We start from the raw sequence: 12,622 nt of genomic DNA on the forward strand, positions 1-12,622 counted from the left end.
GAATCACCACCCTTCAGCCTGCCGTGCCCCGGGCCTGGATCAGCGCACGGTACTGCCCAGGGTTGCAGCCGAACCACTTGCGAAACGCCTTGTAGAACGAACTGCCATCGGCAAAGCCAAGGCGCTCGGCAATTTCCCCCATGGGCGCCTCGACCTGGCTCAACCACGCAATGGCCAGCTCACGCCGGACGCTATCCTTGAGCACCTGGTAGCTCTGCCCCTCCTCCGCCAACCGACGCCGCAAGGTTGACGAAGACAGGCACAGTTTTCGTGCCAGGGCATCGGCATCGGGCCAACGCGACGGGTCCAGTTGCAGCAGGTCGGCGCGGATACGCCGCGCCAGGCTGGAAGGATCACGGTACTTGACCAGGATGTTGCCGGGCGCCTCGGCCAAAAAGCGCTGCAGGTCCTCGGGGCTGCGGCGCAGTGGCACGTCAAGGCAATCTGCGCTGATGATCATGCGGGTGCTGGGCCGATCGAACTGCAGGTTCTCCGAAAACATCACCCGGTAATCGTCGCAGTACGGTGGTTCGGCACAGCGCAACTCGATGGCCAGGATGGCGATGCGTCGCCCGGCCAGCCAGCAGGCCACGCCATGCACGATCATCCAGAAGGTGAAATAGGTGAACGCCCGCCGTGGGAGATCGCGCGGCTCATTGATGACGATTTCGGCCAGGCCCTGCTGACGCACCAGGCTCGGCTGCAAGTCTTCGAGCATCAGCGAAAGAAACGCCAGCGCGGTTTCCAGGCCCTCGCCCAAGGTTGGCTGGGCCATGCTCGCCCGGCACAGGAACGCCAGGCTGCCGCTGCGCAGGCCGCGCGGGTCCATGGCAAAGAACTCGTCGTTGCAACGCCGCGCCAGCAAGCGCCAGAGGCGGGCATAGGCCTCGGCGCTGACCCGTGCATCCGGGGCCTGCAACTGCCCCGCATCGATACCGGCGCGGGCCAGCAACCCCACATCCGGCTCACCCGCCGGGCAGGTCTGCAACAAGGCTTCGCGCACCAGTTGCATGGAAATGGTGTCTTTCTCGCTCATCAGCTGTCCATCAGGTTATGCCGGCATCTCAGGCCGGCTCAAAGGCTGGCCGCCAGGCCCAGGAATGCCTGGATCAAGCGTAACTCACGGCGCCGCTCCAGGCAGCCAACCATGTGCTGGTTGACCAGCCCCTGCCCGCCCAGCGGTCGCGCCACCACCCGGGGGTCGTTGGCCACTTCCGTGGACGACACCACACCGATGCCCAGCTGCGATGCCACCGCCTCGGTGACCGCCTCACGGCTGTCCAGCTCCAGCAGCACCCGTGGCTGCACACCGGCAGTAGCACAGGCCTTGTCGAAGGTACGCCGGGTAGTCGAGCTGGGTTCGCGCAGCACCATGATCTGCTGGTGCAGCTCGGCCAGGGGCAAGTCACCTTCGCCGCCAGCCCAGGCATGGCCCGCTGGCAACAACGCGCACAAGCGCGATTCGCACAGGTTCTGCAGGTACAGGCCCTTGCGTGGCTCGATCTCGGTCAGCACCGCCACGTCGGCATGTTCGGACAACAGCGCAGCCAGCGTCTCCTGCGCGTTACCCAGCCGCAAATTGACCGTGATGCCGGGGTAGCGCTCGCGTAACTGCGCCAGCATGGGCATGACCCGGTGCGGGCCATCGGCAGCCACTTCCAGGCGCCCGGTCAGCAACTGCCGGTTGGCTTCGAGCATGGCCTGCGCCTCCTCAGCCAGGCCGAACATGGCCCGGGTGATGGCCGCCAGCCGCGTGCCCTCTTCGGTCAACTCCACGCGCCGCGCGGTGCGCCGCAGCAAGGTGATCTGGTAGTGCTCCTCGAGGGCCTTGATGTGCCCGGTCACTGCCGGCTGGCTGATGAACAGGCGCTCGGCAGCACGGGTAAAGCTGCCCTCACGGGCCACGGCGTCGAAGGCACGTAGCTGGAACAAGTTCATATTTATCGGCCTGACTTATAGCTGAGATAACAACAAACAATTTGATTGATAGCAGCCCGAATTGCAACCTAGGTCCCGTAGTTTCACTCCACCGCTTGTGAGGAAAAACGGAATGAGCAACGCCCCTATCTTGCTGACCCCCGGTCCCCTGACCACATCAATCCGCACCCGCCAAGCCATGCTGGTGGACTGGGGCTCCTGGGACCGTGATTTCAACCAGCTGACTGCCAGCGTCTGCGAGCAACTGCTGGCGATTGTCGACGGCACCGCCAGCCACCACTGCGTGCCCCTGCAAGGCAGCGGCACCTTTGCCGTGGAAGCGGCCATCGGCACCCTGGTGCCACGCGACGGCAAGGTCCTGGTGCTGATCAATGGCGCTTATGGCCAGCGCCTGGCAAAGATCTGCAAAGTGCTGGGCCGCACCTACAGCACCTTCGAAACCGCCGAAGACCAGCCCACCACTGCCGCTGATGTCGACAGGCTGCTGGCTGCCGACCCTGCGGTGACCCACGTGGCACTGATCCACTGCGAAACCAGCACCGGCATCCTCAACCCGCTGCCCGAGATCGCCCAGGTGATCAAACGTCACGGCAAGCGCCTGATCATCGATGCCATGAGCTCGTTCGGCGCGCTGCCGATCGATGCCCGCGAAATCCCCTTCGAAGCGCTGATCGCCGCCTCCGGCAAGTGCCTGGAAGGCGTACCCGGCATGGGCTTCGTCTTCGCCGAAAAAACCGCCCTGGCTGCCGCCGAGGGCAATGCCCACTCGCTGGCCATGGACCTGTACGACCAGCACGCCTACATGGCCAAGACCGGCCAGTGGCGCTTCACCCCGCCCACCCACGTGGTCGCGGCCCTGCACGAAGCACTGCAGCAATACAACGAGGAAGGCGGCCTGCCTGCGCGCCACCAACGCTACGCCGACAACTGCAAGACCCTGCTCGACGGCATGGCCGCCATCGGCCTGCGCAGCTTCCTGCCAGCCGATATCCAGGCGCCGATCATCGTCACCTTCCACGCACCAAACGATCCTCGCTACCAGTTCAAGGACTTCTACGAGCGGGTCAAGGCCAAGGGCTTCATCCTCTACCCGGGCAAGCTGACCCAGGTCGAAACCTTCCGCGTCGGCTGCATTGGCGTGGTCGGTGCCGATGGCATGCAGGCCGCCGTGAATGCTGTGGCCGAAGTACTGCGGGAAATGGAAGTGCTGGACATCTGACCCTTTGCCCACCCGAATTCAGGAATTAGCGCACATGAACTACAGCAACCCCACCCAGCTGCAAGCCGCCATCCTCGACTGGGCCGGCACCGTGGTCGACTTCGGCTCTTTCGCCCCCACCCAGATCTTTGTCGAGGCCTTTGCCGAGTTCGACGTGCAAGTGTCCATCGAGGAAGCCCGTGGCCCGATGGGCATGGGCAAGTGGGACCACATCCGTACCCTGTGCGACGTACCGGAAATCGCCGAGCGCTACCGCAAGGTGTTCGGCCGCACGCCGACCGACGATGACGTCACCGCCATCTACAACCGCTTCATGCCGCTGCAGATCGAGAAGATCGCCGTGCACTCGGCACTGATCCCCGGTGCGCTGGACACCCTTACCGGGCTGCGCCAGGACGGCCTGAAGATCGGCTCGTGCTCGGGCTACCCGAAGGTGGTGATGGACAAGGTGGTAGAACTGGCGGCGCAGAACGGTTACGTGGCCGACCACGTGGTGGCCACCGACGAAACCCCTAACGGCCGACCATGGCCGGCCCAGGCCCTGGCCAACGTGATTGCACTGGGCATTGACGATGTGGCGGCCTGCGTGAAGGTCGACGACACCGTGCCGGGCATTCTCGAAGGCCGCCGTGCCGGCATGTGGACCGTGGCACTGGTGTGCTCGGGCAACGCGCTGGGGCTGACCTGGGAAGGCTTCCGGGCGCTGAGCGCGGAGAAGCTGGAAAGCGAGCGCACGCGCATCCACGCACTGTTTGCCAGCTCGCGCCCGCACTACCTGATCGATACCATCAACGAACTGCCTGAAGTGATCGCCGACATCAACCGGCGCCTGGCCAAAGGCGAGATGCCACAAGCCTTCTGAAGCCGTGCGCAAGGCCTGTAGGAGCGGCCTTGTGTCGCGATCGGGCTGCGCAGCAGCCCCGGCAATCCAGCCCTTTTTGCTAAATCCGAGGGGCCGCTCTGCGGCCCGATCGCGACACAAGGCCGCGCCCCCACAAGACTACAAAGCCGGGCGGATCAAGCAGGTAATCTGGGTCGCTTTTCAGCCTGGATCTGTACATTGAGTTGCCGCTGCAAGTTCCCAACAATGGGCCATCCCAGTCCTGAGATGCCCAGCCCCCAATGAGCACACACACCCGCACCAGCCGCCTTACCGTCCCGCAACTGGTAGCCATGAAAGGCCGGCAGAAGATCGTATCGCTCACCGCCTACTCAAGCTCCATCGCCCGGGTGATCGACCCGCTGGTCGACTTCATCCTGGTCGGCGATTCCACGGCCATGGTCGGCTACGGCCGCCCGTCCACCCTGGGCATGCGCCTGGACGAGACCATCGCCCATACCCGCGCCGTGGTCGACAGCACCCGCCTGGCCTGCGTGATCGCCGACATGCCGTTTGGCAGCTACCAGGAATCCCACGAACAAGCCTTTCGCAACTGCGCCCAGGTATTGGCCAGCACCGGCTGCGACGCGCTCAAGCTGGAGGCCAATCAGGCATTGGCGAGCACCGTCGAATTCCTGGTCGCACGGGGTATCCCGATCATGGCGCACATCGGCCTGATGCCGCAGTTCGTCAATGCCATGGGCGGCTACAAGGCCCAGGGGCTAAGCCCGGACAGCGCGGCAGCGCTGCGGGCCGATGCGCAGGCCAACCTGCACGCCGGGGCTTTCAGCCTGTTGCTGGAAGGCGTGGCAGAGCCCGTGGCCCGCGCCATCACCCAGGCCAGCGACAAACCGACCATTGGCATTGGCGCCTCACCCGCCTGCGATGGCCAGGTGCTGGTCACCGAAGACCTGCTGGGGCTGGGGGGGGACCACGTGCCACGCTTCGTCAAGCAGTATGCCGACGTCGGCCAGGTGATCCGTGAGGCCTGCGCCCGCTATGCAGACGAAGTGCGCGACGGGGCGTTCCCTGCCCTGCACCACTGCTACGGGGCTTGAGCTTCGGCCTGAATCGCCTCGACCAGGCATTGCAGCGCGGAGGCGATATTCTTGCTCCAGTCCACTGTGCAGCACAGCCGCAGGTGGCTGCGCCATAGGCCACACTGGCTGAAGAGCTCCCCGGGGGCGATGACGATGCGCTGCGCCAGCAACCGCTCGAAGACCCGGCGCATATCTATCGGCCGGGTCGCCTGCAACCACAGGCTGGCCCCGCCTTGGGGCTCGGTGATGCGCAGGCAGCCCTGGCCGTAGACGTCCAGTAGCGCCTTCATCTGCTGCAGGCGTTGGCGCAGCATGGGCCGCAAGCGCTGTACATGCAGCTCGACCCGGCGCGAGGTGAACAGCTTGGCGATGGCCTTTTGGCGAATCGGTGACAAGCGAAAAGCACGTTCCATAAACAGCTGCTGCAACCGCTCGGTATGTTGCCGGCAGAGCAGGTAGCCAAAGGGCGCCTCTGCACCGATCAGCTTGTCGAAGGTCGAAAACACCAGTAGCCGGTCAGGGTCGGCGAAGTCCCGGTAGCGTGGCGCTGACCCGTCGAAACACAACTGGCCGTAGCCATCGTTTTCAAACAGCCACACCGCGTCCTCGGCCAGCCAGCGGCAAATCTGCTGTTTGTCCGCTGCGGGCATCAAGCCACCTTGCGGCACGTTGGCCGCTGACGACAGCACTGCCAGGCGCACCGGCTGATCGCACAGCAGCCGGTGAAACTGCTGCAGGTCGAAACGCCCGTCATCACCCAATGGCACTTCGATGATGATCATGCGTGCAGCCTGCAACTGCCTCAGCACCGCCCAGTTGCAGGGCGACTCCACCAGCGCCACCTGGCCCTCCAGGTCGAGCGCGCGTAACGATAAATCGAGGATGCTGCGCAGGTCCGCGCCGATGAATACCTGATCGGCGCTCCAGTAATGCTGGGCCGAGCGGGTGTAGCGGTCGGCCAGCACGCTGCGCAACTCGGGCTCACCGAACGGCTGGAACAACGGTGCCAACGAGTGCGGGTATTGGCGCGCCAGTTCGCGCTCGATCATCAGTAACGGCTGTTGCAGCGACAGCAACATGGCCGGCGCATCACTGCCCAGGGCCAGCATGCCCGGCTGACGGGCGCTGGCGAAAACTGTGTCGAGCAGGCTCGGTGAATGCTGGCCACGCATGGCGGGCGCGCGGGTTCGGCTGAAGTAGCCCTGCTTGGGCCGCGCATACACCCGCCCTTCGTCTTCCAGCAGCGCATAGGCGTACTTGGTACTGGATACCGAAACGCTCAGGCGCTGGGCCAGCTCGCGCAGCGACGGCAAGCGCTGCTCCACATCGCAGGGCGCTGCCTCGATCCTGTCGAGCAAGTAGCGGTAGACCGCCTGGTAGGTGTAGCTGGGCTTGTCGATCTGACTGTTGTCCATGGCGGCGACTGTGACGGCATTGAACCCAACCCTGTCGCGTTGGTAAACCCCTACTGTGGCAATTGCACCTGCGGCTTGGTCGCCGCAAAGATCGCCCAGCTGGACACGAACAGCGCCGCGATCAATGGCCCGATCACAAAGCCGTTGAGCCCGAATACTGCCAGCCCACCCAGCGTCGACACCAGGATCAGGTAGTCCGGCATGCGCGTATCCTTGCCCACCAGAATCGGCCGCAGCACGTTATCCACCAGGCCAATCACCAGCACCCCGAACGCGGTCAGGATAATCCCCGGCAGTATCGCCCCGGTCAGCAGGAAATACGCGGCCACCGGCGCCCAGACGATGCCCGCACCCACCGCCGGCAGTAGCGACAGAAACGCCATCAGCACCGCCCACACCAGTGCGCTGGGGATATCCAGCACCCAGAAAATGAACCCGCCCAGCGCCCCTTGGGTAATGGCCACCAATACGTTGCCTTTCACCGTCGCCCGCACCACACGGTTGAACTTCAGCTGCAAACGGCGCTTCTGGTGCTCGGGCAGCGGTACGGCCTGCCTCACCCGGCGGGCCACTTCCGGGCCGTCGCGCAGAAAGAAGAACAGCAGGTACATCATGATGCCAAAGCTGACCACGAACTCGAACGTGCCTTGACCAAAGCTGAACGCCTGGCTGGCCAATACCTGGCTACCTTGGGTTGCCCACTTGGTGATCTTGTCACGCAACCCGTCGAGGTTGCCCATGCCCATGTTGTCCAGGCCATGCTGGGCGAATGGCGGGAGCAGGTCCTTGCCGTGCTCGACGTAACCGGCAATGTCCAGTTGCCCGCTTTCGATGCGCTGGTACAGCGTGGCGCCCTCCTGGACCAGCAGCGCGCTGGTGATGATCACCGGCAGGATCGCCACCAGCAGGCACACCAGCGTGGTCGTGGCCGCGGCCAGGTTGCGTCGCCGCCCGAAGCGGATCAGCAGGTGGCGCTGCAGCGGGGCGAACAGGATGCCGAGGATCACCGCCCAGAAGATTGCGCCGTAATACGGCAACAGGATCCAGAAGAAGGCAATGGTCACCAGCGCCAGGAGTACTGCCAGGGCTTTGTTCTGTAACGCGGTTTCGTTCATTGCAGTTCCTCTCTTGGCTTGTGAGAGATTAGTGCATGGCACTCGGGCAAAAGTGCCGCGCTCACTTGACGCAAATCAATACGCGCCTTGTCCATCGCCCCTAGCATCCCGGCCTTTTTGCCCCGGTGCGCACATGAACCCTACCGCCAAGCCCGAACTGCTGGCCCCCGCCGGCACCCTCAAGACCATGCGCTACGCCTTTGCCTACGGCGCCGACGCGGTCTACGCCGGCCAGCCGCGCTACAGCCTGCGGGTGCGCAACAACGAATTCGACCACGCCAACCTGGCGCTGGGCATCCAGGAGGCGCATGCCCTGGGCAAGCGCTTCTACGTAGTGGTCAACATCGCCCCGCACAACGCCAAGCTCAAGACCTTTCTCAAGGACCTGGCACCGGTCATCGACATGGCGCCGGACGCGCTGATCATGTCCGACCCCGGCCTGATCATGCTGGTACGCCAGCACTTCCCGCAGATGCCGGTGCACTTGTCGGTGCAGGCCAACACGGTCAACTGGGCCAGCGTGCAGTTCTGGCAGCAGTTGGGCCTGAGCCGGGTAATCCTGTCGCGCGAGCTGTCCCTGGAAGAGATCGAGGAAATCCGCCAGCAGGTACCGGGCATGGAGCTGGAGGTGTTCGTCCACGGCGCGCTGTGCATGGCCTATTCCGGCCGTTGCCTGCTGTCGGGCTACCTCAACAAGCGTGACGCCAACCAGGGTAGCTGCACCAACGCCTGCCGCTGGAAGTACAACGCCACGCCGGCCACCGAGAACGCCACCGGCGATATCGTGCGCGAAGTGCAGCCCACCCTTGGCCTGGGCGCCCCTACCGAGCAGGTTTTCCTGCTGCAGGAAAGCAACCGCCCAGGCACCGAAATGCCGGCGTTCGAAGATGAACACGGCACCTACATCATGAACGCCAAGGACCTGCGCGCCATCCAGCACGTCGAGCGCCTGGCCGGCATGGGCGTGCATTCGCTGAAGATCGAAGGCCGCACCAAGTCGCACTTCTATTGCGCCCGCGCCGTACAGTCGTACCGCCAGGCGATCGACGACGCCGTGGCCGGGCGGCCGTTCGACCGCGCCTTGATGGGCAACCTCGAATCCCTCGCGCAACGCGGCTACACCGAAGGCTTCCTGCGCCGCCACGTGCACGATGAATACCAGAACTACCAACGCGGCAACTCGGTCTCGGAGCGCCAGCAGTTCGTCGGTGAACTGACCGGCGTGCGGGTCGAAGGCCTGGCCGAGGTCAAGGTGAAGAACCGCTTTGCCGTGGGTGACCACCTGGAGCTGATGACCCCGCGTGGCAACTACCACTTCGACCTGCACCGCCTGTGCAACCGCCAGCAGCAGGCCATCGACGTGGCGCCAGGCGACGGCCATGTGGTGTACCTGCCCATCCCGGAACAGGTCGCACTGGACCACGCCCTGCTGATGCGCGACCTGCGCGGCGACGAGGTGGCAAGCTGACAATGCTGTAATGTGCGCCTCAGCTGCCTGACAGGCGCCTTCAGCCAACATCGTGGCTCCCCCACAGAGGCCACGCCATGTTGCGCAACCCCACCCGCCGTACCTTTGTCAAAGGCCTGGGCGCCGCCAGCACACTGGCGGGCCTGGGGCTGTGGCGCCCGCTGGCCCAGGCCGCCGAAGGCCAGGACCTGGCCGGCCAGCACTTCGAGCTGTTCATCGGCCAGACCCCGGTCAATATCACCGGCCGCCCGCGCACCGCACTCACCCTCAACAACAGCCTGCCAGGCCCGTTGCTGCGCTGGCGCGAAGGCGATACCGTGACCCTGCGCGTGCGCAACCGCCTGGCCCAGGACACCTCGATCCACTGGCACGGCATCCTCCTGCCCGCCAACATGGACGGCGTACCAGGCCTGAGCTTCGCCGGCATCGAACCCGGCGGCGACTACCTGTACCAGTTCACCCTGCGCCAGAGCGGTACCTACTGGTACCACAGCCACTCTGGGCTGCAGGAACAGGCCGGGGTGTACGGGGCCATCGTGATCGAGCCACGCGAACCCGAACCGCATCGCTACCAGCGCGACCACGTGCTGCTGTTCAGCGACTGGTCGGACCACGCGCCGGAACAGCTGATGGCCACCCTGAAGAAACAGTCCGACGCGTACAACTACCACAAGCGCACGGTCGGCGACTTCATCGACGACGTGGCCGACAACGGCTGGAGCCCCACCGTCGCCGAGCGCACGGCCTGGGCGCGCATGCGCATGAGCCCTACCGACCTCGCCGATATCAGCGCCGCCACCTACACCTACCTGCTCAACGGCCAGCCGCCGGAGGGCAACTTCACCTGCCTGGGCCAGCCGGGCGAAACCGTGCGTCTGCGGCTGATCAACGCCTCGGCCATGACCTATTTCGATTTCCGTATCCCCGGGCTGAAGCTGACGGTGATCGCCGCCGACGGCTTGCCGGTGAAGCCGGTGACCGTGGATGAGCTGCGCATTGCCGTGGCCGAAACCTATGACGTGCTGGTGACCGTGGGCGACCAACCGGCCTACACCCTGTTTGCCCAGAGCATGGACCGTACCGGCTTCGCCCGCGGCACCCTGGCCCGCGCCGCCGGGCTGCAGGCCCCGGTACCTGCGCCCGACCCGCGCCCGGTGCTGAGCATGGACGACATGGGGCACGGCGGCATGGGCGCCATGGCGGGCATGGACCACAGCAACATGGCCGGCATGGACCACGCTGCCATGCCGGCCATGCAGCAACACCCGGCCAGCGAAACCGGCAACCCGCTGGTGGACATGCAGACCATGGCACCGCGCGCCAACCTGGCCGACCCCGGCATAGGCCTGCGCAACAATGGCCGCCGCGTGCTGACCTACGCCGACCTGCGCAGCCCCTACCCCGACCCGGACGGCCGCGCGCCATCGCGCGACATCGAGCTGCACCTGACCGGCCACATGGAGCGTTTCGCCTGGTCGTTCGACGGCGTCAAGTTCAGCGATGCCGAGCCGTTGCGCCTGACCTACGGCGAGCGGGTGCGCATCACCTTGGTCAACGACACCATGATGACCCACCCCATTCACCTGCACGGCATGTGGAGCGACCTGGAAGACGAGCACGGCCAGTTTCTGGTGCGCAAGCACACCGTCGACATCCCGCCCGGCAGCCGACGCTCCTACCGGGTGACTGCCGACGCCCTTGGCCGCTGGGCCTACCACTGCCACCTGCTCTATCACATGGAGACCGGCATGTTCCGCGAGGTACGCGTCGATGAATGACACCCGCAACCGCAGCGTCGTGGCAGGCGTGGCCCTGCTGACGCTGTTCGCCAGTGAACGTGTGCTGGCCGCTGGCATGGAGCACATGAACCATGGCCAGATGAACCATGAAAGCATGGGCCATGGCCCGGCTACGCCCAGCCCGCCGCGCACGCCCCTGCCTGCAATCACCGACGCCGACCGCCGCGCCGCCTTCCCGCCACTGCCAGGGCACCAGGTACACGACCGGGCGCTGAACGGGGCCGTGATCGTCGACAAGCTCGAATACCAGAACTTCGAGAGCAGCAGTGCCCTGAACTGGAACGCCACGGCCTGGGTCGGCGGCGATATCGACCGCCTGTGGCTGCGCACGGAAGGCGAGCGCGAGCAGGGCAAGACGCACAAGGCTGAACTGCAGGCGCTGTGGGGCCATGCCGTGAGCCCGTGGTGGGAGCTGGTGGCCGGCGTGCGCCAGGACTTCAAGCCCGCCACCGGCCAGACCTGGGCCGGCTTCGGCATTCAAGGCACGCCGCTGTATGGCCTGGAGCTGCAAGCCACCGTCTACGCCGGCGAGCGGCAACAGACCGCGCTGCGCGTGGAAGCTGCTTACGCTATGCTGCTGACCAACCGCTGGATACTGGAACCTAACCTGGAAGCCAACCTCTACGGCCGCAACGACGCCAGGCGCGAGCAAGGCGCAGGGCTGGCCGACAGCGAGGTGGGCCTGCGCCTGCGCTACGAGATCACCCGTGGCTTCGCCCCCTATGTCGGGGTCAGTTTCAACCGCCTGCACGGCAAGCGTGCCGACCAGGCCCGCGAAGACGGCGAAGACCTGGGCCAGACCCGCCTGGTTGCCGGTGTCCGCCTGCGTTTCTAAAGGAGTGCTCCACCATGCTGCGCAAACACCTACTGCCCCTGGGCCTGCTGGCCATCACCGGCCTGGCCCAGGCCGCCGAGACCATCGACGTCTACCGCGACCCCAACTGCGGCTGCTGCAAGGCCTGGATCAGCCACCTGCGTGACAACGGTTTCGCCGTCAACGACCACGTCGAGCCGAACATGAGCGCGGTCAAGCAGCGCTTGGGCGTGGCGCCGCGCCTGGCCTCATGCCACACCGGGGTGATCGACGGCAAGTTCGTCGAAGGCCATGTGCCGGCCGAGCAAGTGCGCCTGCTGGCCAAGCGCAGCGACCTCAAGGGCCTGGCCGTGCCGGGCATGCCCATGGGCTCGCCCGGCATGGAAATGGGCGACCACAAGGATGCCTACCAGGTCATCGGCGTCACCCAGGATGGCCAGGACACCGTTGTAGCCAACTACTGATGCTCAGCCTGTGGGCGCTGTTCCTCAGCGCCTTTGGCGCCGCCACCTTGCTGCCGCTGCAATCGGAGGCCGTGCTGGTCGGCCTTTTGCTGCGCCAGCCCGAGGCCTGGGCAACCCTGCTGCTGGTGGCCACCCTGGGCAATGTGCTGGGTTCGGTCGTGAACTGGCTGCTGGGCCGCGCCGTCGAGCACCTGCGCGGCAAGCGCTGGTTCCCGTTCAGCGCTGCCCAGCTGGAGCGCGCGCAGCAGCGTTACCAGCGCTGGGGGCAGTGGTCGTTGCTGCTCAGCTGGATGCCGGTGGTCGGCGACCCGCTGACCTTGATCGCGGGCATCATGCGCGAGCCGTTCTGGCACTTCCTGCTGCTGGTGACAATTGCCAAGGCAGGCCGCTATGCAGTGCTGGTGATGATTACCCTGGGCTGGTTTCACGCCTGGTAACACCTTTCACGTTCCCGTCGCACGCCTGGCTGC

The 12,622-nt window shown here is 65.4% G+C and carries 12 protein-coding genes; 8 read left to right on the top strand and 4 right to left on the bottom strand.

Annotated features, from left to right (window positions below; all coding sequences use genetic code 11):
- Positions 1-13: 13 nt before the first annotated feature.
- Together N805_RS13525 and N805_RS13530 are read right to left on the bottom strand one after the other, a co-directional pair.
- Complete coding sequence (locus N805_RS13525) at positions 14-1,036, bottom strand: AraC family transcriptional regulator (protein WP_028614053.1); 1,023 nt, start codon at positions 1,034-1,036, stop codon at positions 14-16.
- Between the two features lie 38 nt (positions 1,037-1,074).
- Positions 1,075-1,938, bottom strand: coding sequence for a LysR substrate-binding domain-containing protein (locus tag N805_RS13530; RefSeq protein WP_028614054.1), 864 nt, complete (start codon positions 1,936-1,938; stop codon positions 1,075-1,077).
- A 112-nt stretch (positions 1,939-2,050) separates the two neighbouring features.
- On the opposite strand from N805_RS13530, the gene N805_RS13535 reads away from it, so the two are divergent.
- The 3 genes from N805_RS13535 (at position 2,051) to panB (ending at position 5,095) form a co-directional block, all read left to right on the top strand.
- Positions 2,051-3,157, top strand: a complete 1,107-nt coding sequence (locus N805_RS13535; RefSeq protein ID WP_028614055.1) for a 2-aminoethylphosphonate--pyruvate transaminase — start codon at positions 2,051-2,053, stop codon at positions 3,155-3,157.
- Between the two features lie 34 nt (positions 3,158-3,191).
- Positions 3,192-4,019 (top strand): phosphonoacetaldehyde hydrolase, encoded by an 828-nt coding sequence (phnX, locus tag N805_RS13540; RefSeq protein WP_028614056.1) that lies wholly within the window; start codon positions 3,192-3,194, stop codon positions 4,017-4,019.
- A gap of 260 nt (positions 4,020-4,279) precedes the next feature.
- A complete protein-coding gene (gene panB / locus N805_RS13545) occupies positions 4,280-5,095 on the top strand; it encodes a 3-methyl-2-oxobutanoate hydroxymethyltransferase (protein WP_028614057.1) in 816 nt (271 codons plus the stop codon).
- Here the strand turns inward: panB and N805_RS13550 are convergent.
- Both N805_RS13550 and N805_RS13555 read right to left on the bottom strand, forming a co-directional pair.
- The gene (locus tag N805_RS13550) at positions 5,083-6,492 is read right to left on the bottom strand and encodes a PLP-dependent aminotransferase family protein (RefSeq protein WP_028614058.1); all 1,410 of its coding nucleotides are present in this window, start codon (positions 6,490-6,492) and stop codon (positions 5,083-5,085) included. The two genes, panB and N805_RS13550, sit on opposite strands and share 13 nt — an antisense overlap.
- A 50-nt stretch (positions 6,493-6,542) precedes the next feature.
- The gene (locus N805_RS13555; RefSeq protein WP_028614059.1) at positions 6,543-7,607 is read right to left on the bottom strand and encodes an AI-2E family transporter; all 1,065 of its coding nucleotides are present in this window, start codon (positions 7,605-7,607) and stop codon (positions 6,543-6,545) included.
- 133 nt (positions 7,608-7,740) lie between these two features.
- On the opposite strand from N805_RS13555, the gene yegQ reads away from it, so the two are divergent.
- From yegQ to N805_RS13580, 5 genes are all read left to right on the top strand, one after another.
- Complete coding sequence (gene yegQ / locus N805_RS13560; RefSeq protein WP_028614060.1) at positions 7,741-9,075, top strand: tRNA 5-hydroxyuridine modification protein YegQ; 1,335 nt, start codon at positions 7,741-7,743, stop codon at positions 9,073-9,075.
- 80 nt (positions 9,076-9,155) lie between these two features.
- Positions 9,156-10,853 (top strand): copper resistance system multicopper oxidase, encoded by a 1,698-nt coding sequence (locus N805_RS13565; RefSeq protein WP_419198333.1) that lies wholly within the window; start codon positions 9,156-9,158, stop codon positions 10,851-10,853.
- Positions 10,846-11,709, top strand: a complete 864-nt coding sequence (locus N805_RS13570; protein WP_028614062.1) for a copper resistance protein B — start codon at positions 10,846-10,848, stop codon at positions 11,707-11,709. Before N805_RS13565 ends, N805_RS13570 begins: the two co-directional genes overlap by 8 nt.
- Before the next feature lie 14 nt (positions 11,710-11,723).
- On the top strand, positions 11,724-12,152 hold the full coding sequence (locus N805_RS13575; protein ID WP_028614063.1) for a DUF411 domain-containing protein: 429 nt from the start codon (positions 11,724-11,726) through the stop codon (positions 12,150-12,152).
- Positions 12,152-12,589, top strand: coding sequence for a YqaA family protein (locus N805_RS13580; RefSeq protein ID WP_028614064.1), 438 nt, complete (start codon positions 12,152-12,154; stop codon positions 12,587-12,589). The genes N805_RS13575 and N805_RS13580 overlap by 1 nt, the downstream gene beginning before the upstream one ends.
- The last annotated feature ends 33 nt before the right edge of the window (positions 12,590-12,622 follow it).

This window comes from Pseudomonas putida S13.1.2, from assembly GCF_000498395.2.
GTDB classification, from domain to species: Bacteria; Pseudomonadota; Gammaproteobacteria; order Pseudomonadales; family Pseudomonadaceae; genus Aquipseudomonas; species Aquipseudomonas putida_Q.

Coding starts and splice junctions, on each gene's coding strand:
- N805_RS13525 (WP_028614053.1), bottom strand. CDS start 1,036: ATGAGCGAGAAAGACACCATTTCCATGCAACTGGTGCGCGAAGCCTTG.
- N805_RS13530 (WP_028614054.1), bottom strand. CDS start 1,938: ATGAACTTGTTCCAGCTACGTGCCTTCGACGCCGTGGCCCGTGAGGGC.
- phnX (WP_028614056.1), top strand. CDS start 3,192: ATGAACTACAGCAACCCCACCCAGCTGCAAGCCGCCATCCTCGACTGG.
- N805_RS13555 (WP_028614059.1), bottom strand. CDS start 7,607: ATGAACGAAACCGCGTTACAGAACAAAGCCCTGGCAGTACTCCTGGCG.
- N805_RS13570 (WP_028614062.1), top strand. CDS start 10,846: ATGAATGACACCCGCAACCGCAGCGTCGTGGCAGGCGTGGCCCTGCTG.
- N805_RS13575 (WP_028614063.1), top strand. CDS start 11,724: ATGCTGCGCAAACACCTACTGCCCCTGGGCCTGCTGGCCATCACCGGC.
- N805_RS13535 (WP_028614055.1), top strand. CDS start 2,051: ATGAGCAACGCCCCTATCTTGCTGACCCCCGGTCCCCTGACCACATCA.
- N805_RS13580 (WP_028614064.1), top strand. CDS start 12,152: ATGCTCAGCCTGTGGGCGCTGTTCCTCAGCGCCTTTGGCGCCGCCACC.
- yegQ (WP_028614060.1), top strand. CDS start 7,741: ATGAACCCTACCGCCAAGCCCGAACTGCTGGCCCCCGCCGGCACCCTC.
- panB (WP_028614057.1), top strand. CDS start 4,280: ATGAGCACACACACCCGCACCAGCCGCCTTACCGTCCCGCAACTGGTA.
- N805_RS13550 (WP_028614058.1), bottom strand. CDS start 6,492: ATGGACAACAGTCAGATCGACAAGCCCAGCTACACCTACCAGGCGGTC.